This window comes from Psychrobacter sp. 4Dc, assembly GCF_002836715.1.
In the GTDB taxonomy this organism is placed as follows: domain Bacteria; phylum Pseudomonadota; class Gammaproteobacteria; order Pseudomonadales; family Moraxellaceae; genus Psychrobacter.
On sequence record NZ_PJAT01000096.1, the window covers coordinates 1 to 18,917 of the forward strand.

At 43.0% G+C, this 18,917-nt stretch carries 16 protein-coding genes and 4 tRNA genes; 8 read left to right on the forward strand and 12 right to left on the reverse strand.

The features are described from left to right. Positions 1–49 precede the first annotated feature (49 nt). Entirely contained in the window at positions 50–385 is a 336-nt protein-coding gene (locus tag CXF61_RS07520; protein WP_227526627.1) for an Mpo1-like protein, read from the reverse strand. A gap of 460 nt (positions 386–845) precedes the next feature. On the opposite strand from CXF61_RS07520, the gene ppx reads away from it, so the two are divergent. The 5 genes from ppx to CXF61_RS07545 all read left to right on the forward strand — a co-directional run bounded on the left by ppx (position 846) and on the right by CXF61_RS07545 (position 6,907). Further along, complete coding sequence (ppx, locus tag CXF61_RS07525; RefSeq protein ID WP_102078708.1) at positions 846–2,411, forward strand: exopolyphosphatase; 1,566 nt, start codon at positions 846–848, stop codon at positions 2,409–2,411. Positions 2,412–2,588: 177 nt separating this feature from the next. Further along, entirely contained in the window at positions 2,589–3,392 is an 804-nt protein-coding gene (locus CXF61_RS07530; protein ID WP_102078709.1) for an acetyl-CoA carboxylase carboxyltransferase subunit alpha, read from the forward strand. Positions 3,393–3,632: 240 nt separating this feature from the next. Then, positions 3,633–5,207, forward strand: coding sequence for a tRNA lysidine(34) synthetase TilS (tilS, locus tag CXF61_RS07535; RefSeq protein ID WP_165597758.1), 1,575 nt, complete (start codon positions 3,633–3,635; stop codon positions 5,205–5,207). Between the two features lie 177 nt (positions 5,208–5,384). After that, entirely contained in the window at positions 5,385–6,218 is an 834-nt protein-coding gene (gene proC, locus CXF61_RS07540; RefSeq protein ID WP_102078711.1) for a pyrroline-5-carboxylate reductase, read from the forward strand. Positions 6,219–6,337: 119 nt separating this feature from the next. Next, positions 6,338–6,907: a YggT family protein gene (locus tag CXF61_RS07545; RefSeq protein ID WP_102078712.1), complete on the forward strand. Its 570-nt coding sequence runs from the start codon at positions 6,338–6,340 to the stop codon at positions 6,905–6,907. A gap of 92 nt (positions 6,908–6,999) precedes the next feature. Here the strand turns inward: CXF61_RS07545 and CXF61_RS07550 are convergent, their stop codons facing one another. Next, a complete protein-coding gene (locus tag CXF61_RS07550) occupies positions 7,000–7,794 on the reverse strand; it encodes a hydroxymethylpyrimidine/phosphomethylpyrimidine kinase (protein ID WP_165597759.1) in 795 nt (264 codons plus the stop codon). Positions 7,795–8,145: 351 nt separating this feature from the next. Between CXF61_RS07550 and CXF61_RS07555 the strand changes: the two genes are divergently transcribed. The 3 genes from CXF61_RS07555 to CXF61_RS07565 all read left to right on the forward strand — a co-directional run bounded on the left by CXF61_RS07555 (position 8,146) and on the right by CXF61_RS07565 (position 9,442). Then, positions 8,146–8,235, forward strand: a tRNA-Ser gene (locus tag CXF61_RS07555). A gap of 181 nt (positions 8,236–8,416) precedes the next feature. Beyond that, positions 8,417–8,493 (forward strand) — tRNA-Arg (locus tag CXF61_RS07560). Positions 8,494–8,779: 286 nt separating this feature from the next. Further along, positions 8,780–9,442: an RDD family protein gene (locus CXF61_RS07565; protein ID WP_165597760.1), complete on the forward strand. Its 663-nt coding sequence runs from the start codon at positions 8,780–8,782 to the stop codon at positions 9,440–9,442. Positions 9,443–9,539: 97 nt separating this feature from the next. Here the strand turns inward: CXF61_RS07565 and CXF61_RS07570 are convergent, their stop codons facing one another. The 10 genes from CXF61_RS07570 to CXF61_RS07615 form a co-directional block, all read right to left on the reverse strand. After that, positions 9,540–10,565, reverse strand: coding sequence for a calcium/sodium antiporter (locus CXF61_RS07570; RefSeq protein WP_165597761.1), 1,026 nt, complete (start codon positions 10,563–10,565; stop codon positions 9,540–9,542). A gap of 188 nt (positions 10,566–10,753) precedes the next feature. After that, positions 10,754–11,134, reverse strand: coding sequence for an aspartate 1-decarboxylase (gene panD, locus CXF61_RS07575; protein ID WP_010196068.1), 381 nt, complete (start codon positions 11,132–11,134; stop codon positions 10,754–10,756). 100 nt (positions 11,135–11,234) lie between these two features. Further along, complete coding sequence (pth, locus tag CXF61_RS07580) at positions 11,235–11,816, reverse strand: aminoacyl-tRNA hydrolase (protein WP_101205142.1); 582 nt, start codon at positions 11,814–11,816, stop codon at positions 11,235–11,237. A 175-nt stretch (positions 11,817–11,991) separates the two neighbouring features. Then, positions 11,992–12,672 carry a 50S ribosomal protein L25/general stress protein Ctc gene (locus CXF61_RS07585; protein WP_057758040.1) on the reverse strand — a complete coding sequence of 227 codons (681 nt, stop codon included), beginning with the start codon at positions 12,670–12,672 and terminating at the stop codon, positions 11,992–11,994. A gap of 421 nt (positions 12,673–13,093) precedes the next feature. Then, positions 13,094–14,041: a ribose-phosphate pyrophosphokinase gene (locus CXF61_RS07590; RefSeq protein WP_057758042.1), complete on the reverse strand. Its 948-nt coding sequence runs from the start codon at positions 14,039–14,041 to the stop codon at positions 13,094–13,096. A 109-nt stretch (positions 14,042–14,150) separates the two neighbouring features. Further along, positions 14,151–14,226 (reverse strand) — tRNA-Gln (locus CXF61_RS07595). 240 nt (positions 14,227–14,466) lie between these two features. Further along, positions 14,467–14,542 (reverse strand) — tRNA-Gln (locus tag CXF61_RS07600). Positions 14,543–14,709: 167 nt separating this feature from the next. Then, entirely contained in the window at positions 14,710–15,675 is a 966-nt protein-coding gene (gene ispE, locus CXF61_RS07605; RefSeq protein WP_165597762.1) for a 4-(cytidine 5'-diphospho)-2-C-methyl-D-erythritol kinase, read from the reverse strand. A 90-nt stretch (positions 15,676–15,765) separates the two neighbouring features. Beyond that, complete coding sequence (gene lolB / locus CXF61_RS07610; RefSeq protein WP_165597763.1) at positions 15,766–16,398, reverse strand: lipoprotein insertase outer membrane protein LolB; 633 nt, start codon at positions 16,396–16,398, stop codon at positions 15,766–15,768. Between the two features lie 192 nt (positions 16,399–16,590). Further along, the gene (locus CXF61_RS07615) at positions 16,591–18,546 is read right to left on the reverse strand and encodes a tetratricopeptide repeat protein (protein WP_165597764.1); all 1,956 of its coding nucleotides are present in this window, start codon (positions 18,544–18,546) and stop codon (positions 16,591–16,593) included. Positions 18,547–18,917 lie beyond the last annotated feature (371 nt).

Here is an 18,917-nt window from a genome sequence, read left to right on the forward strand (position 1 = left end):
TTTTTAGCAGCCCTGTTTTTGTTTATTTAACCTATACGACGACTAAACGTTATCGTACTTTATCGAACTTGCGATTTCTCAAGCTTAGATTGCCTCGTAGCACATCGCTATACATACGAAAATCGCTGACAAAGCTTTTCAATGGAAACTTAAAAGAAGCGGGTTTGTTCTTTTCAAAGAAAAAGTGTCCAACCCATGCACAGGCATATCCGGCGGCAATGCCCTTTACCAAAGGTTTGGCTGAGCCAGTTTTGACAGACTTTGCCAGTCCTAATAAGCCAAAGCTACTACCTGTAAAATGTAGGCGGCGACAGGCCATGTTTTGATGCTCATCTAAGTAAAAATCATAAAATGCCTGTTTGGGCGAACTTTCAGTTTTTACCATGTCTTTTTTAGAGCTACTGATAGGGGTCTCAGTATTTTGGGTCGCGTCTTTTGTGATGGTCTGATTCATGTGACTAGCTTCCTTGCTGGTGAGGTTGATAACTATTAATTGCAGATGGTTTTTAACCGATTAGTTGGTGGCTTTTGAAGTAAATTGTACGGATAAAAATTCTGTAAATAACGGTTTTTTATCATGATATTGATAGCTTTCAATGTAGCAAACCGATATGCGTAACACAAGCGCTAGATGCTGAGCCGATACCTGTCAGTTTATAAGGTGGTCGTCGATATCCCTGCTACAACTTTGCATTGCTTGCGAGTGTTTGGCATAAATGCTTTAATGACAAAATTGCCCTGATTTTTGTGGTTATGACTTTTTTCTATACATGTGATTTTATAACTATATAGCACGTGATTTTGGTAAACTATCCACTCTCTCTAACACGGTGACGACTTGTCCTATGCCTATTGACTACCTTACGAATCCGCCAATTGGCGATGATGAAATGATGGCAGCCATCGATATTGGTTCCAACAGTTTCCATTTAGCTATTGCTCGTCTTGACCATGGGGAAGTGCGAAAAGTAGTCTCGATGTCTGAAAAGGTACAGCTCGCCGCCGGTCTGGACGAAAATAATATTCTAAGCGCAGCTGCTGAACAGCGCGGTCTTGACTGTTTAAGCCGCTTTGTGGCGCGCTTGGATTCAGTACCGCCAGAGCGTATTCGTGTGGTCGCGACCAATGCATTGCGTCAAGCCAAAAACGCCAACGACTTTATTTCCCGTGCCAATAAAATCCTGCCAAAACCTATTGAGATTATCGCGGGCCGCGAAGAGGCGCGATTGATTTATTTGGGCGTCTCGCATACCAACGAGAGTAGTGATAAACGCTTGGTTATGGATATTGGCGGCGGTTCGACAGAGTTTATTATTGGTCAAAATTTCGATCCATTATTGACTGAAAGTTTACAAATGGGCTGTGTTTCTTTTACGCAGAAATTCTTCGCTGACGGCCTGATTACTAAAGAAGCTTTTAATAGTGCAATTTCAGGTGCACGTAAAGAAGTCTTAGCGATTAACGGTCGTTATCAAAAGACAGGCTGGAGTAGCGTGGTTGGCTCAAGCGGTACAATCAAAGCGGTGCGCAATGTCCTAGTGTCAAAAGGTTGGGCCGATGAGCAAGAACGCATTACCTATAAAGGTGTCAAAAAATTAGAGAAACTGCTGATCAAGATTGGCAATATTGATGATATCGAGTTAGAAGGCGTCAAAGAACATCGTAAAGCCGTATTTCCTGCTGGCGTGGCAGTATTGCGCGCTGTGATGAAAGTGCTGGGCGTTGAGACCATTACTTATTCAGATGGCGCGTTACGTGAAGGCGTTATGTATGACATGCTAGGCCGTTTCGCTAGTGAAGATGTGCGTGACCGCAGTGTATTGGCATTAATTAAGCGTTATTCAGGGGACAAAAAGCAAGCCAAACAAGTGGTAAAAACTAGTCGCCATTTATTTGAACAAGTAAAAGATAAGCTTGCGCTGTCCAATGATGATTGCGACTTGCTCAGACGTGCTGCTTTCTTGCATGAGATAGGACTGGCAATCAGTCACAGTAGCTATCACAAGCACAGCGCGTATTTGCTGGAGTACTCGGATATTCCAGGGTTTTCGCAAGTCGATCAAAAACGCATGGCGCAGTTGATGCTTAACCATCGCCGCAAGCTCAAAGCCGATATGCTAGAGCAGACTTGTCAGATTGGTGGTGATCAGCTGGTTTACCTTTGCTTACTGTTGCGCCTCGCCGTACTGGCACATCATAGCCGCAGTGATTACGCGCTACCAGAGCTGGAATTAAAGGTAGTCGCTGAAAACAGCTGGCAAATCACTTTAGTAGATAGCAGTGAGCATTATGCGTTCTTGCTAGCAGATTTGCGTACTGAGATTGACCAGTTTGCTAAGTGGGGCGTACAGCTTAGTGTGATTGAAGCTCAAGAGGCCGAGACTCCAGAGATTGAGCAGTTACCATTGTAAGTATTGAGTTAAAGATTAACGTAACAAAAGCGGCGTTGTCGATAATGTCATGCTATTTAAGATGTGCTACTATAGCTCCTATTGAGTTTACAACTGTACTTTCATTATCTGAATACGGATAACGATATTATTCTTAAACATAAATACATTAAGTATAATTATTAAAGGGAAGCGTCTATGAGCACTGTCTGGGATAGTGTGCAGCTTGCACGACACGCCAAGCGTCCATTATTTATGGACTATGTTAATCAGCTTTTTACCGAATTTGACGAGTTGCATGGCGACCGTGCTTTTGCCGATGACAAAGCCATACTAGGTGGTCTTGCACGTTTTGATGGTCAGCCTGTGATGGTAATTGGTCAGCATCGTGGTCGTAGCACCCGTGAGCGTATTGCTCATAACTTTGGTATGGCCAATCCTGAAGGCTATCGCAAAGTGATTCGTTTGGTCAAAATGGCTGAGCGCTTTAACATTCCTGTGATGACCTTTGTCGATACCCAAGGTGCTTACCCTGGTATTGGTGCAGAAGAGCGCGGACAAGCGCAAGCGATTGCAGAAAGCATCGCTGTATTCTCTAGTCTGAAAGTGCCTGTGATTGTGACTATCATTGGTGAAGGCGGCTCAGGCGGCGCATTGGCGATTGGTGTCGGTGATAAAGTAAATATGCTACAAAACAGCATTTACTCAGTGATTTCGCCAGAAGGCTGTGCTTCTATCCTCTGGAAAACCGCCGAGAAAGCACAAGACGCTAGTGAAGCATTGAAATTAAATGCAATCAACCTTTACCAAATGGGTTTGATTGACGCTGTCATCGAAGAGGGCGAAGGCGCACATGTGCAGCCACAACCTGTGATGAATGCGCTAAAAGCACTGATTACTGAGCAGCTTGATGAGATTAAAGATTTAGATCCTCAAGAGCGTTGTGAGCTACGTTATGAAAAGCTAAAGTCTTTTAACTCAGAAGTGATGTTGCCTGCTTAATTGGTTGCTATGGCGCCTTTATTGTTAAGTCGCTATTATTCAATAATAGGTTTTTCATATTAGAGTTTGAGTCTTAATGCTAAAATAAAAACGTGTCATTCAATGGCGCGTTTTTTTATGGCTGTTACTATATAAAGCCCTCAATACAAAGCACCTAACGCAATGTATTGATTAACGTAGGTGCTCACACATCAGCACGATAGTAAATGTACAACCGCTTAATAATAACTAAGGCTGAATATGACCAGCAGCGCAATCATCTCACATCCTATTAAATCAATTGCCGATTTGCCAGTTGATAAGACACTAGCAACCGCATTATTGAGCAGTATGTCTGTGTATAGTGATCAGCTGCACGGTCGTCGTCTTTGGCTGGCATGTAGTGGTGGGCGTGATTCATTGGCACTTGCAGCGCTGTGTGTGCAGCTCTACCGACAAGGTAAATTGCCATGTCTGCCGCAGCTGTTACATGTCGATCATGGGTTACAGTCGGATAGTTGGCATTGGGCTAAGCATGTTGCCAACTGGGCGCAAGCGCAGCAGTTGCCTTGTCGCATTTTACAGGCACAAGTGAATGGGCATGATGAGCAGGCCGCTCGGCAAGCGCGTTATAATATTATGCGTGCTCATATTAACCAAGATGATGTATTGCTATTAGCGCATCACGCTGATGACCAAGCTGAAACGGTATTAATGCGATTGATTCAAGGAGCAGGAGTCAACGGTCTGTCTGGTATACAGCCGTGGAGTGTACGAAGACAAGGCGGGCAGCGCAATGTCCTGTGGCGACCTTGGCTCACGATACGACGAGCCAATATTAGCGCCTACGCCAAGCGCTTAGAGTTGCCTTATATAGATGATCCTACGAATGACAGCGGTGACAATGTGCGTAGTGGGCTACGCCGCGACATCATGCCAATACTGGCTACATACAATCACAATGTCATCGATAATATTGCTCGTAGTGCGCAGCTGTTAAGTGATGCACAGGAAACAGTCAATGCTCAAGCTATGCAGGATATGCAGCAGACAGAAAATACAGACCTGCAACTTTTACCTGCACAGCGCGTGCTAAATATCGATACGTTGCAAAAGCTACCCATGTATCGTCAACGTCAATTATTGCACTATTGGCTCGGTCAAGATGAGCCGTTACCACCTGCTAAGCAACTCGTCGATGATGTGTTAACTCTAAGCCAACGTGATAACCAAGATCATCAAACAGAACTGTTTTGGCAAGGTCGTAAGGCATCTTATACCATTCGGCGCTATCGTCAGCAGCTCTATCGTATGAGCAGCGAGTGGCTGTCTTGGCTGAAGTTACCACTGACCGAGCAGGTGCTGCCACTATCCAGACTGACCTTATCTAGTAACTTATTTAGTCATTCAGCTGATAATTTAACATCAGTCATCATGCGTAGCAGTGATCGTTATACTTGGCAGTTGCAAGTAAAAGCAGATGCGCTGGTACGATTGTTAGAAAATAGTGCGGACGGTATAGCACAGCAGGCAACGTTAAAAATAGCACCGTTAGACCGTAAGCAACGGCTAAAGACTGAGATGGCTGCGCGCCCACAAGCAGGCAAAAAACTATATCAGACGCTTGGGATTCCATTATGGCTACGGGAAAGCCTGATGGTAGTCAGCATCACCTTTATAAAAAAATCTGAAGTTGGAAGCGAAATAGAAACTGATATTCCTCTATTACTAGCATCACCATTTGAGAGTTGGCTTTTGAGTTCTGAGCAGACAGATAGCGATGCCAAAAGCAATCAATTAGCTGAGTACATCAAAAGTGAGCTTAGTCTAAAATAGAAAGCGTTGAAAGTTTAATATTCGTTGGCTGACTCATTGATTTTTATCGGATTGATATCAGGCGCGACATTTTGAATTTATCAAACGGCGATAGTGGCAGTATGATAAACTGAGTGTCGTTTTATATATCAGTATGTTAAGTTGAATACCTTTGAATTTTGTGACTAGGAGACAAGTATGTCGGTATTAGATAATAAAAAAATCAGTTTTATTGGTGGCGGAAACATGGCACAAGCGCTCATTAGCGGGCTTGTGGGTTGCGGCATCAAACCAAATTTGATCACGGTCGCCGATCCTAGCAGCGATGCACGTGAGCAATTAGCCGCCAAAGGTCTAAATACTGTTGATCCAATGGCTGATCCAAAGTCTGCTGTGATCGGTGCGGATATCGTGGTGCTAGCAGTCAAACCACAAATGATGAAAGTGGTGGTAAGTGCTTTTGCTGACGTATTAGACACTCAATTGGTCATTTCAGTGGCGGCAGGCTTATCGACTGATCTTTTATCAAACATGCTAGGCGGCTATAGCAATATCGTCCGTGCAATGCCAAACACGCCTTCTATGATTCAGATGGGTGCGACTGGCCTCTACGGTACAGATAACATCTCAGCAGAACAGAAGCAGCTAGCAACGGCCGTTATGGAAGCCTCAGGTTTGGTCATGTGGGTCGATGACGAAGAGCATATGCATGCGGTCACAGCCGTATCAGGTTCAGCGCCAGCGTATATGTTTTACTTCATCGAATCGATGGTCGATGGGGCAGTTGCATTAGGGCTAGATAAAGAACAAGCCTCAGCGCTTGCTATGCAAACCATGTTAGGTGCTGCAAAAATGGCGATTAACAGTGATGATGCACCAGCTGAGTTACGTCGTAAAGTCACTTCACCGAACGGTACTACTCAGGCAGCGGTCGAGTCAATGCAAGCCAATGAGATTGGTCGTCAAATCAGCGAGGCCATGCAAGCTTGCTATGATCGTAGCCAAGCGTTAAGTGAAGAGATGAGTAAGTAAACACTGACAAGGTGCGCTGTGAGTCACCACTGACGACACACCTTATGTAATCATCAGCATCTGATAATGACATTTGTCATCCTAGAGTCTGTTAATAATGTCACATTGAGTAGCACTTCATGAACAACATGTTATTTCAAATTTTTGATTTGGTCACCACATTCGCTATGATGCTGGTGTTTATTCGTTTTATGTTGCAGTTTGCAGGGATGGATGCGAGCAATCCGATGATTGCACCTGCCTATAAAGCGACACATATCGTCGATGTATTTGGGCGTATTTTCCCGACTGTTGCACAGGGTCGTATTAGCATTGCCGCTATCGTGCTGATGTTTTTGATTCGTCTAATCGACATCTCTGGAAAGGCCGCATTGACGCATAAAAGTATTGCGCCTGTACCGCTATTTTTCACGGGTACGACTAGCTTATTGTTAGACTTTTTACGCATGTGTCGCTATCTAGTGATTGGTTCTATCATCGTTAGCTGGATTGTGGTGTTTACCAGATCTGAGCATCCGATTATTGGCATTATTATCAATTTGGCTGAGCCTATTTTGGCCCCGTTTCGTCGTATCACACCGAATTTAGGTATGCTCGACTTATCGCCAATGGTCGCTTTCTTAGCATTTTATTTGCTGGAGATATTCATCGGGGGTTTGGCTGCGAGTGTGTTGCCAACCTTGGGTTAAGACTAATAGAATTACATTTAAAAACTGTCATAAAAAAGGTGCTCTATATAAATATGGAGCGCCTTTTTTATATCTATCATTTGTATCTTACGTTAAACATTTATAAAGCGACTGGGTATCAATTGCGCTTTAGCATTGTCAGGATGCGGTGCGTCAGCCGCGCGCAAGGTTTGGGTAATCCAGCTGTCGGCGGCTTTTACCGCATCGATGAGCGCATCGCCCATTGCCAAGCGCCCAGCGATAAAGCTGGCAAGAGAACATCCTGAACCATGGAACTCACCATCTAAGCGCGGTAAAGTACTTTTATGGACCATTCCCCCCTGTATATATAAGTACTGCTCGATGTCACCGCTATCAAAATCATGTGAGGTTTTTACCAGTACTGCATGAGCGCCTTGTGAGCACAGTTTTTTTGCAGCAATATGCAAGTCCTGCTCGCCGCTTAAGGCACGAAGTTCATGGGTATTTGGTGTAATCAAGGTGGCGTAGGGCAGTAGCTGCCTAAATGCACTGACAAGCGTTTTTTCATCGCCCAAGCTACCACCACTATTGGCGACCAATACAGGGTCTAAGACAAATGGCGTGTTGTTATCGATAACTTGATCAGCAAACAGTTTGGTTAACATTGCGATGTTATCAGTGGTGCCTAGCATACCTGATTTGATGGCACTAACAGGTAAGTCATCAAGTACTGCAGTAGCTTGAGCTTTTACCAATGATGCCGCACAAGCCTCAAAGCCAAATACCTGCTGCGAGCTTTGGATAGTGACCGCCGTACAAGCGATGGCTGCATGTGCCCCTGACTGTCCAATGGCCTCGATATCCGCTTGTAATCCAGCACCGCCTGAAGGATCTAATCCTGAAAAACACAATACGACAGGTCGCATAACAGCTCCTTTTGAGATATTTTAAAGTAAGTGACAAATACTATAGCCACCTACTACTAAAAAATCTATCATAGTCTTATGCTTGTCGATTAGGTATAAGACGGCAGGATGAATAGACCTAGTATTAATAAGCAGTTTGGTTGTTATATTTAGCAATGATATGTCGCAATTTTCCGTATAGAAATGCAATATAAGTACTTATATCTATAATTTTGATAAAAGCCGCATTAAATCTGTAGACAACGCTTGCAATTCGTTTTGGCTTTGTTATAATACTCGCCCACGACAAGAGACGTATTGTTAGCATCAATACTATGTTTATAGAATTTTTATAAATGTCTTGAATCGTTAGGTGAAGTGGGTGAGTGGCTGAAACCAGTTCCCTGCTAAGGAACCATACGTGTAAGCGTATCGAGGGTTCGAATCCCTCCTTCACCGCCATTTATTCAGTTGTTATTAGAGTAGTAACGCAATATACTGCGTTAAACATTTTAATAATTAATTCAAAAAATAATTTGTTTTAATTAAAAAAGATGTTGACACAAGCGATATTATCTATATAATGACCAACCTAATTTACTGCAAAAGATATTATCTGCGCAGTGGATAAAGTGCAAAATACGCGCCTGTAGCTCAGTTGGATAGAGCACTTGGCTACGAACTAAGGGGTCGGGAGTTCGAATCTCTCCAGGCGCACCATTTGCATAATAGCTTAATACAAGCTGATAAAACATTAAAATAATCGCCTGTCTTATGACAATTGGCGGTTTTTTTATGTCTGTAACTTTCACCCTTCTACTTATTTATTCTTCGACCATCTCTTGTATGTAGCATGATTGGATAGCCAACTAATAATATTAAAGAGCAATCTACGATATTGGAGAGCCATCTACGATGTTAAATAGTCATCTAGGATAATGTACGATAGCCCCACCATTTACGGTACAATAGCGTTACTATTCACTGCTTGCTATGAGCTTGTACCATGTCAAAAAGTCCATCTAAACGTCCGTCAAAAACGACTCGCAAATCAAAGCCTCAATCTAGTGCGCCTGTACAGCAAGATCCTAACGAAGAGCCAACCATCGCTAAGCCTATGATTCGTGTCGTGGCGATTCTCTATGACGGTATGCTGATTTTGGCGTTATTGTTTTTGGTAGGGACGATACTAACCGTCGTAGGTACACTGTTGACTATGGAGACTGGTACTGAGTCATCACAAGCTCAGTCACTGCCGCTCTGGTATCAGAACGCCATTATGACGCCGTCATTTGTACTGACACTCGTGGCATTCTATGGGATATTTTGGCGCCGTGGTGGTCAGACATTGGGTATGCAGACGTGGCGATTAAAAACGATTAATGATGCAGGTCAATGGTTAACGTGGGGTCAGTCGTTTAAGCGTATTTTGGCCGCTTGTTTGATGCCGCTGATTTTCGGCATTATTGGCAGTCTTATTGATGGATCACGCGCCGCCTTATTGGCCAGCGCATTTCTTGGTTTGGTATTCAACTATGTGTTCTGCCTGTTCAACCCTCGCGGTTTGGCAGTACAAGATATGCTGTCCAACACCATCACCCTAAAAATGCCAAAAGTGGCACATGAAGGGCTATGGCGCGGTTTTAAAAATCGTAAGAAAAAATCTTAATCTGATTTTATTGACGTAACAATTTTTATTGAACTAGTAACTCTTATCGACGTAATAATTTAGTTGTACTAATGCTCAGTTGGTTCAGTCTAAACAGTTACATACTAACGCTTTGGATCAGCCATGCGGTGTAGCCCATAAAGAACAACACTAATGTGGCACCTGACGTACGACCGAATTGTCGCTTTGTTTTAAAGGCAAATACGCACAGTGTCACTAGCAATATCGTCAAGACTCCCATTGCCATCACATCACGCGACAGAATCACTGGGTCGGCGGCGATAGGAGCAATGACCGTTGCCAAGCCGACAACTGCCAAAGTATTGAAAATATTAGAGCCAATGATATTGCCAAGCGCCATATCATGTTCGCCTTTACGGGCAGCTGACAAGCTCGATACCAGTTCAGGTAATGAGGTCCCAACGGCGACAATCGTTAGACCAATGATGAGCTCACTAAGACCCCATAGCGTTGCTAACTCGACAGCACCCCAAACGATAGCGCGTGAGCTGGCTACGAGCATCAGCATACCGATAATTAAACTGACAAGACCACGCGTTACACTTGGTTCTAGCTTTTCTAAGCTCTCTGAGTTATTTAAGTGCTCTAAGTTATTTGAGTGCGCTGAGCCAGCATTAGCCACGACTATATCGTCTTCGTGCTCATGATAGCCTTCGCGTATACTCATTATGATCTGTAGCCCTAAAACGGCGACCAACAAAATCAACAATACGATACCATCAACTTGGCTCAATGTCCCATCACGCAGCTGCCAAGCGGCAATGACAGTAATTAGCAGCAGCAAGGGCAAGTCGCGTTTTACGATGCCTCTACGGATGATAATAGGGCTAATCAATACGGTTGCACCGAGTACCAATGCGATGTTGATGATATTTGAGCCATAAGCGTTACCTAGAGCCAGCTCAGGGCTGCCTTCTATTGCTGCTAGTACTGATACCACCATCTCAGGCGCTGACGTGCCTATACCCAATATTAAGACACCAATTAAGAAGCTAGGCACACTAAACTTCTTTGCTAGTGCTGTCGCCCCATCAATGAAGACATCGGCACTCCAAACTAAAATTGCTAACCCAATCAGTATTGCAAGCGCGGCCAACCACATCAGTATGTTTCCTTGTATATGATGAAAAATGTGAATTTGATAAATAAAAGTGGTATAAAAAAAGCCGAATCTTGATTTAGATTCAGCTTTCCTTTTAGCATCGAGATTTTTAGTAATAATAGCAGCTAATTCAAAGATGTAACTTTGTGTTTATCTTAAATTTACCAAAACCTCACCATCCTGTCATATTAAGCAACTTGTACAGGAATGATATTTGCTGTGTCTTTAACGGTGTTGTCTTCGTTGCAATAGACAAGTTTCGGCTGATACGTTGATGCTTCAACTTCGTCAAAATGCGCGTAAGCACAAATGATAACGATATCACCCAAGTCTGCCATATGCGCAGCAGCACCATTCAATGAGATAATACCAGAGCCTGCTTCAGCACGGATAGCATAGGTGCGAAAGCGCTTACCGTTGGTCACGTTATAGATATCAATAGATTCATTTTCGCGTAGACCAGCAAGATCTAATAGATCGCCGTCGATACCGCAAGAGCCTTCGTAATGAAGCTCGGCATGGGTAACACGGGCACGGTGTAATTTGCATTTAAGCATATTAAGTAGCATAGGTTGGTTCCTTGGCGTAACTGATATTAATTAACTAAATCAAAAGGTTAATGGGGATAAAACTGCCAAAATAAAAGGTCATTATCATTGAACGACTATATTATTCTGGTAATTTAAAGCCATTAATTTGTGAACGTGCTTTTTCGACATCACCATCTAACAATAATGGGAGCGCTTCAAAAGCAGCTGTCAACGCGCTATCAATCGCAATCTGCTCATCGGGAGATGCTTTAGAGAGAACGTGTCCACTAACTTTAGACTTGTGACCAGGATGGCCGATACCCACACGCAGGCGATGAAAATCATTGCCAATATGCGGCGTGATATCACGTAGGCCGTTGTGACCACCATGTCCACCGTCTGTTTTGAGTTTGATACTACCAGCTGGAATATCGAGCTCATCATGAGCAATCAACAATTCATCATTTTTGATGCCATAGAAATTTACCATAGGCACCACTGACTGACCAGATTTATTCATAAACGTCAGCGGCATAAGTAAACGCACATCAGACCCATGAATCTGCCCACGCCCTGTCACTCCATGAAATTTCTTATCAGGGGAGAGCGTGATATTAAACTGCTGAGCCAAATGATGGACAAACCAAAATCCTGCATTATGACGCGTAAACATATACTGCTGACCAGGATTACCAAGACCGACAATAAGCTTTATGGCCATAAAAACACCCTGCTTGAATTTGATAAATAGGGGTAAGGTTTGAAGTACTGATAGACAGTTTATTTTCAAACCTTACTTACAAAAACAGCAGGAGATTTTAATCACCTGCTGTTTTATTGACTAAACGAATGTATCACTAACCAGCACAAAATAATGCACTAGTTAGAAATAGTTATTACTCGCTGTCTTTGTTTTCTTCAGTACCGTCGTTTTGCTCAGTTGCTGGTACTTCATCAGCATCAACGTCAGCATCAGCATCAACTTCTTCTACTGTTGGTGGCTGCATGTTAACGATAGTACGGTCATGGCCGTCTTCTAGCTCAAGCTCATGAATTACAACGCCTTCAGGAAGTTTGATGTCTGATAGACGGAACAAATCACCGATTTCCATGCCAGATACATCTACTTCTAGGTATTCAGGAAGTTGTGATGGTAAGCAGATAACTTCGATATCAGATACTAGAGTAGATAGTACACCAGCAGCAGCAGTACCAGGCGCATCTTCACGACCAGTGAAATGAACAGGAACGTTCATGTGAATTTTCTGACCTTTTACAATGCGCTGGAAATCAGCATGCATTGGGAAGCCTTTAGCAGGATGGCGCTGCAAGTCTTTGATAACTGCTTGATGCTCTTCACCGTCAACGTTGATAGTCAAGATGTGTGAGAAAAATGCTTCGAATTCTAGTGATTTTACTAGTTCGTTAAGCTTGATAGAGATAGCTGTTGGCTCTTCGTTACCACCATAGATGATAGCAGGAACTAGGTTCTGCTTACGTAGGCGGCGGCTCGCACCTTTACCTTGTAGTTCAGCAGCACGATCAACGGCGTTTAGTTCAAAATGATTAATGCTCATGGATATAATCCTATAAAAAAAATGATGAAGTGTCTGGTCATAAAAAAGTGGATTTGCGACCAATCCACTAATACGTGATGATAGCTAATATTATGGTTACGAATAAAACTCGTAATGTTTAAGCTTAGCCATTTGCTTATAGCAGCGCTCGCTACGATAATTACCATAACGATAGTTGCTGTTAAGCATGATCAGCACTTTTGATAGTTCCAACCTAATAAAAACAACGAAAAGGTCAGCACAGGCGCGCATTATACGTGATTCTGTAGCAATAATAAAGACCTACGCAAAACGCCTACACAAAACAAAGCGCCAAGTAAGGATACTTGACGCTCTGTTTTTTAACTATTTAAGATGTTTTACTACAGTCATTGCTACTAAAAATTACCGCAATAGCTGTTTAAAAGGTAGTTGTATCAGATTAAGCGTCAAACATCGCGCTAATAGATTCTTCGTTATTGATACGGCGTAAGCTTTCAGCCAGCATCGGTGCAATGCTTACCTGACGGATTTTGCTACAGGCTTTGGCTTCAGCAGATAGTGGAATCGTATCGGTCACAACCACTTCATCCAATGCAGATTCGCTGATGTTTTTCAGTGCGTTACCTGATAGGACAGGGTGCGTGATATAAGCTAAAACGCGACGAGCACCATTTTCTTTCAATGCTTCAGCTGCTTTACACAATGTACCTGCAGTATCGACCATATCATCAACGATAACGCAATCACGGTCACGAACATCACCGATAATATGCATTACTTGTGACTCATTGGCACGAGCACGGCGCTTATCAATAATTGCCATGTCGGTATCGCCTAACTGCTTAGCCATCGCACGTGCACGAACCACGCCGCCTACGTCAGGTGAAACAACCATGATATTGTCATAGTCTTGCTTCTGTAGGTCGTTTAGCAATACAGGTGTGCCGTATATGTTGTCTACAGGGATATCAAAGAAACCCTGAATCTGATCTGAGTGCAAATCAACAGTCATTACGCGATCGATACTAACGATGTTTAGCATGTCAGCGACCACTTTAGCCGAGATAGGTACACGAGCTGAGCGTGGACGACGATCCTGACGAGCATAACCAAAATAAGGCATGACAGCTGTGATACGGCCAGCACTAGAGCGACGCAAAGCGTCAGCCATCATCATGATTTCCATCAAGTTGTCGTTGGTCGGTGCACAAGTAGGCTGCATGATAAACACATCTTTACCACGTACGTGTTCTTTGATTTCCACGGCAATTTCGCCATCAGAAAAACGCGTGATGTCAGCTTTACCAAGAGGTATGTGAAGATGATCGGCTACGGTTTTTGCTAATTCTGGGTGGGCATTACCCGTAAAAATCGCCAAATAAGGCATGACAGAAGTCCTATTGATTGACTCAAGCAGCGACCGCTAAGCAGTGTCAAACTGCTCAAATTAAGAAAAGAGTGATGAAGGTGTTGAAGTATACTATTACAGTAAAAAATGGCAGGGGTAGCTGGACTCGAACCAACGGATGTCAGGATCAAAACCTGATGCCTTACCAACTTGGCTATACCCCTGTAATGTCTAGGCTATGAACAACCGATATTTAATAGCGACTAAGTAGTCGTTCTTAATATGGTGTCATGACCTATCAGTTATCTAAAAAACGGATAATCCGTTTAAAACATAACTTTTCCCTAGCGGTGTCCATTGCGAACTATACCGAAACTGGGATAACGTTGTCAATGATAATAAGATAAGTGGCTGTCTATAAACCGCTTATACTCAATGTATCTCTAACGCTTTGTACTAAAAAATGGCAGGGGTAGCTGGACTCGAACCAACGGATGTCAGGATCAAAACCTGATGCCTTACCAACTTGGCTATACCCCTATTGTGGCGACCTATTATAAGTAAATTTTCAGATTTTGCAAGTCATTTGCGGCTTTTTCTGGTATTTATTCATCATAGGTTACTGCTGGCGCTATTTTAGCAAATTAAAATAGGCAATCCTACCGTTGTCATTATCTAAATGATAAGAAATCTAAAGGTTGTATGTGCTATTTTAAGTTTCCAACGATATAACCTGCACAAGGCGCATCTGCAATCCACTTCGCTACAAGTTTTTTATTAGTAGCCACACTCGCATCTAGCGGCAAAAACACGGCACTACCAGAACCAGTCATGCGTGCTGTGCTCAGTGTTTGCGCTTCTAACCCCTGCAAATAATTCAAGGCATCTGCAACAGCAGGAGCAAGGCTCGTAACCACTAGAGTAAAGACATTATGATAAGGCGTAGTGAGCGTTTGTACATATTCAGCGTATTGGTTTTGGATAGTTGCAACCGATAAAGGTGCGATATCTCGCTGTAGTTTAGGATGCGCAAATAGCTTGGCAGTATTGACATGGGCATTAGGCGTCAGTACTAAATAGTGCTGGTCAGGCAGGTCGATGGCAGTCAATTCTTCACCAATACCCATCGCAATAGCGTCTTGGCCAAAGATAAATATCGGTACATCCGCACCTACAGTCGCGCCAATCTTTATAAGCTCATCACAGGTAAAATTAAGCTGCCAAATCTCATTGAGCACTAGTATAGTCGTTGCTGCATTAGATGAGCCACCACCCAACCCTGCGCCCATTGGCAAATGCTTATCTAAAGTGATATGCACTTTTGCTAATTGCTCAGGTAAAGTGTTTGACTGTATGGCAAATGCTAGCAATGCGCGTGCCGCTTTGAAAATTAAATTGTCTTCTATACTAGTAGTGATAGCCTCTGCACCATCTAGTATCAGTAGCTGATGACAGAATTGATTAGAAGTTAATTCACTAGCTATAGTAGAAATAACAGCATCGTTGCTGACCGAAAAATGCAAATAATCGCCCCAGTCGAGCAGGCGAAATACCGTTTGCAAATTATGATAGCCGTCGGCACGTTTACCCGTGATATGCAAAAACAGATTGAGTTTTGCAGGCGATAAACGGGTAATCGTAGAAGCAAATAATGAAGCTATATTTTCAGTCATATTTTTTTATCATAAGGTGCAGTTACAAACAGCTATCTTAATTAGCAATGATGGTTTTCAGCAGGATTTCTGTTGTTAATGAAGGATAGATTAATGGTTAATCGTCATTACAACTTTGTTGCCTTGTGGTTGTACGGCACTAATTTTACTAGGTAACTTATCGGTACCTTTATAAGTAAAGCTGGCTGTCCACTCACCATTGACTGAGCTAACTAAGCGGCTCTGATCATCCATTTGTGGCGCACTATCTGAAGGTGCTGGGCGACCAGAAATCCAATAAGGCATTTGTGAAATTGGTGCTTGCCAACCAGTGGCTTTCTTTAGCAAGGTTTCGGGATCATCAGCGGTCAATGTGCCTGTCTTTTCGCTGACTAGAGTAGCGGTCTGACCATTGTATTCGATGTTGGTTTTACCAATACCAAGTGCGCCAATCAGCTCAATGGCAAATCGGTCGTTTTGCTGACCCCATGCATAAAATGCACTACCACCTTGAGTACCTGTTGAATCATTCGCAGGTGTCGTTACCCCAATTTTACCGGTGATATTGAAGCTCTCTAGCTTTTTTGGTTGATCAGCGTTTTGACCTTGTACCGTCGTCGTCGGTTGGTTGGTCGCATTGGCTGTTTTTAATGACTGACAACCAGAGGTAATTATCATCGCTGCAGTTATAGCAGTAAACAGAGCCAGTTTATTTGGTTTATAAGAAGTGATTGATGCTGACATAATAGTTTCTCAAAAATGGAAAGATAAACAAAGATATTAGCTTAAGCGTTATTTGTTGCTCGGTTATGCATGGCTGTTAGCTTCTTATAACGACCTTGTAATTTATAAATGCTTCGTTATTTATAAAAACCTTATCAACTATCATATTTCTATGGTTGCAAAGCCCAAAGAGCATATCCAAAATCAGCGCTATTAATACAGCTGTATGCGGTCATTGATATTACGCTGTCCAAATGAGAAGCGCTGCTGCAAATCGGCGAGTAATGCCTCAACTTTGTCATTGTTACCTAAGCCTTGATAGGCGCGCAATAACAGAGTGCCTGAACGCAAGGTCGGTAGCACATCATAAGGTGTCTGTAGATAGTCGATGACCTGCTGATAGTTCTCTTTGACCAATGCATTGCCCGCCAAGACATTTAAGGCTTGCAGATGTAGGTCGTTATCATAACGTGGGTCATCATAGCGAATCTGAATAATTGCGGTAGCTAGCGCTAGACCTTGCTCTGAGCTGCGCTCATTTGCCAGTAGCAACTGTGCATAGCTTAACTGATAGGACAAGTTGCTAGGATCTAAAGCCTGCAAATGATTGAGCAAGGTGCGCTTAACGACATAGTCTTCTTTATCATCTAGCAGCTGAGCCCGTGCAAAGAGTAGCATCTCATTGTCAGGATATTTACGAGCGGCACGAGTTAGTAGACGCAGTGCTTCATCAGATTCGTTTTGTTGCCACAAGATATCGGCTTGCATGACAAAAGTGTCAGGCGCGAATACTGTGAAGTCTTTGCGCAGCTTTTCTAAAGTCGCGATTGCCCCATCGACGTCGTTATCGAGTAATTCAAACGCCACTACCTTTCTACGCGCTTCTAATACCAAATCCTCTTGCATGACGCCATTGAGATAGTATTTGGCTTGATCGAACAACTGCTGACGCTCAGCACTGATACCCAGATAATAATAGGCTTGATCAAGATAAGCTGGACTCTTGGCAAGCATATTGAGTAGCTCATCGGCACTAGCGTACTCTTCAATATCCAAGCTCACTAAGGCTGCGAGCAGAGTAATCTCAGAATCATCACTGAAGCGGCTATGTGCTTCAAGTAGTAACTTCCAAGCTTGTTCGCTTTGCTTTAAATCTAATAGATAGCGAATCTCATATAAATATAAGCTTTTGCTATCAGGGTTGCGTAGACGAGCTTGACTGACATAATTGATGACGGTTTCTGCGGTCACGATTTTACGCAATATATCGGCTTTTAACGTGATAAAAGGCACGTAGTCTGGCTGACGCTCTAGCGCTCGATTGATATGAACGATAGCGACTTCAGGTTCGTTAAACTGATAGAGTAAACCCGCTTTTAATACCGACAATGAGGCGTTTTGCTCGCTATCCAGTGGTTGCAACGCGGCAAGCAGCTCGCGTTTGTCATCGTCATTGTTTGGGTAAATGCCTATAAGGATTTCGCTTAAGTCTGCGCGTGGGTCATAGCGCAAGATGCGGTTTAACGTTTCACCCGCTAATATATAGTCGTGGGCACGTAAGGCCAAATGCGCAACATAAAACCAAGCAGGTACGTGGTCAGGGTTTTGGTCTTGCCATGTCTTGGCAAACTGTAATGAGTCTTCAACCCTTTCGTTACGCAAAGACAGGCTAAGCGCTCTCTCAAACACGGCTGTCGCATCTTCTTTAAAAGACTGTTGCTTATAAATAGAGACCGCACGTCGTTTGTCATCGCGATCGGCAGCAAACTCAGCATCCAGTAGAGCGTACAAGCTTGGTTCACTCAGCTCAGGTTGCCATAAGCTGGCTGGTGCTAAGCCATTAATATTTTTTACGTTTTCTATAGTAAGCGTATCTTCATTATAAGGTGTATCAATCGCATCACTGTCATCATTTGGTTTATCGGCAGTTACCTTATTGGCAGCTGCTTTAGTATCGGTAGCAACGGATACTTTAGGAATTTTTGTTTCTAGCAATATATCGGGATGGCTAGCATGGACAGGGGCTGCCAAACACAGGCATACAGCTAGAGACAACGCTAGCTTATACCGTTGACACAGGCGCTCAATAGCGACATGCAATAAAGCACGGAAGCTAGAGTATTCGCTATAGGGATGTGGTGACCGAAGTAATGACCCAAAAAAAATCATAGATAGCCGTATTCGCCCATGGTTTACCTACACAGATAAGGCAAGTTTGTTTTAATCATTTCAAGTTAGATATTGGCAATATGTACCCATGACAAACATTATAAGAGTAGACCGATGAGATAAACAATAGCATCCGTGTTACTCAGATAGTGGCATGTCTGACCGTATGAATATGCTACTAGTAGCGAGTACGTTACCAAAGAACGATACTGAAGATAATTAAATATAGATAGGTCTGTCGAACTGAATATTATAGAAATATAACAAGTTAAGATAGAGTAAGCGAATGATTTAAAATTATATTATTGGCCATAAGTCAAAACTCAGCTATTGATTTTATAAATCGTATGAGTAGTTGATTTGTTACATTT

What these genes read in the sequence shown, in the direction of transcription:
- CXF61_RS07520 (WP_227526627.1), bottom strand. Translation starts at nt 385, where the DNA reads ATGGTAAAAACTGAAAGTTCGCCCAAACAGGCATTTTATGATTTTTAC.
- ppx (WP_102078708.1), top strand. Translation starts at nt 846, where the DNA reads ATGCCTATTGACTACCTTACGAATCCGCCAATTGGCGATGATGAAATG.
- CXF61_RS07530 (WP_102078709.1), top strand. Translation starts at nt 2,589, where the DNA reads ATGAGCACTGTCTGGGATAGTGTGCAGCTTGCACGACACGCCAAGCGT.
- tilS (WP_165597758.1), top strand. Translation starts at nt 3,633, where the DNA reads ATGACCAGCAGCGCAATCATCTCACATCCTATTAAATCAATTGCCGAT.
- proC (WP_102078711.1), top strand. Translation starts at nt 5,385, where the DNA reads ATGTCGGTATTAGATAATAAAAAAATCAGTTTTATTGGTGGCGGAAAC.
- CXF61_RS07545 (WP_102078712.1), top strand. Translation starts at nt 6,338, where the DNA reads ATGAACAACATGTTATTTCAAATTTTTGATTTGGTCACCACATTCGCT.
- CXF61_RS07550 (WP_165597759.1), bottom strand. Translation starts at nt 7,794, where the DNA reads ATGCGACCTGTCGTATTGTGTTTTTCAGGATTAGATCCTTCAGGCGGT.
- CXF61_RS07565 (WP_165597760.1), top strand. Translation starts at nt 8,780, where the DNA reads ATGTCAAAAAGTCCATCTAAACGTCCGTCAAAAACGACTCGCAAATCA.
- CXF61_RS07570 (WP_165597761.1), bottom strand. Translation starts at nt 10,565, where the DNA reads ATGTGGTTGGCCGCGCTTGCAATACTGATTGGGTTAGCAATTTTAGTT.
- panD (WP_010196068.1), bottom strand. Translation starts at nt 11,134, where the DNA reads ATGCTACTTAATATGCTTAAATGCAAATTACACCGTGCCCGTGTTACC.
- pth (WP_101205142.1), bottom strand. Translation starts at nt 11,816, where the DNA reads ATGGCCATAAAGCTTATTGTCGGTCTTGGTAATCCTGGTCAGCAGTAT.
- CXF61_RS07585 (WP_057758040.1), bottom strand. Translation starts at nt 12,672, where the DNA reads ATGAGCATTAATCATTTTGAACTAAACGCCGTTGATCGTGCTGCTGAA.
- CXF61_RS07590 (WP_057758042.1), bottom strand. Translation starts at nt 14,041, where the DNA reads ATGCCTTATTTGGCGATTTTTACGGGTAATGCCCACCCAGAATTAGCA.
- ispE (WP_165597762.1), bottom strand. Translation starts at nt 15,675, where the DNA reads ATGACTGAAAATATAGCTTCATTATTTGCTTCTACGATTACCCGTTTA.
- lolB (WP_165597763.1), bottom strand. Translation starts at nt 16,398, where the DNA reads ATGTCAGCATCAATCACTTCTTATAAACCAAATAAACTGGCTCTGTTT.
- CXF61_RS07615 (WP_165597764.1), bottom strand. Translation starts at nt 18,546, where the DNA reads ATGATTTTTTTTGGGTCATTACTTCGGTCACCACATCCCTATAGCGAA.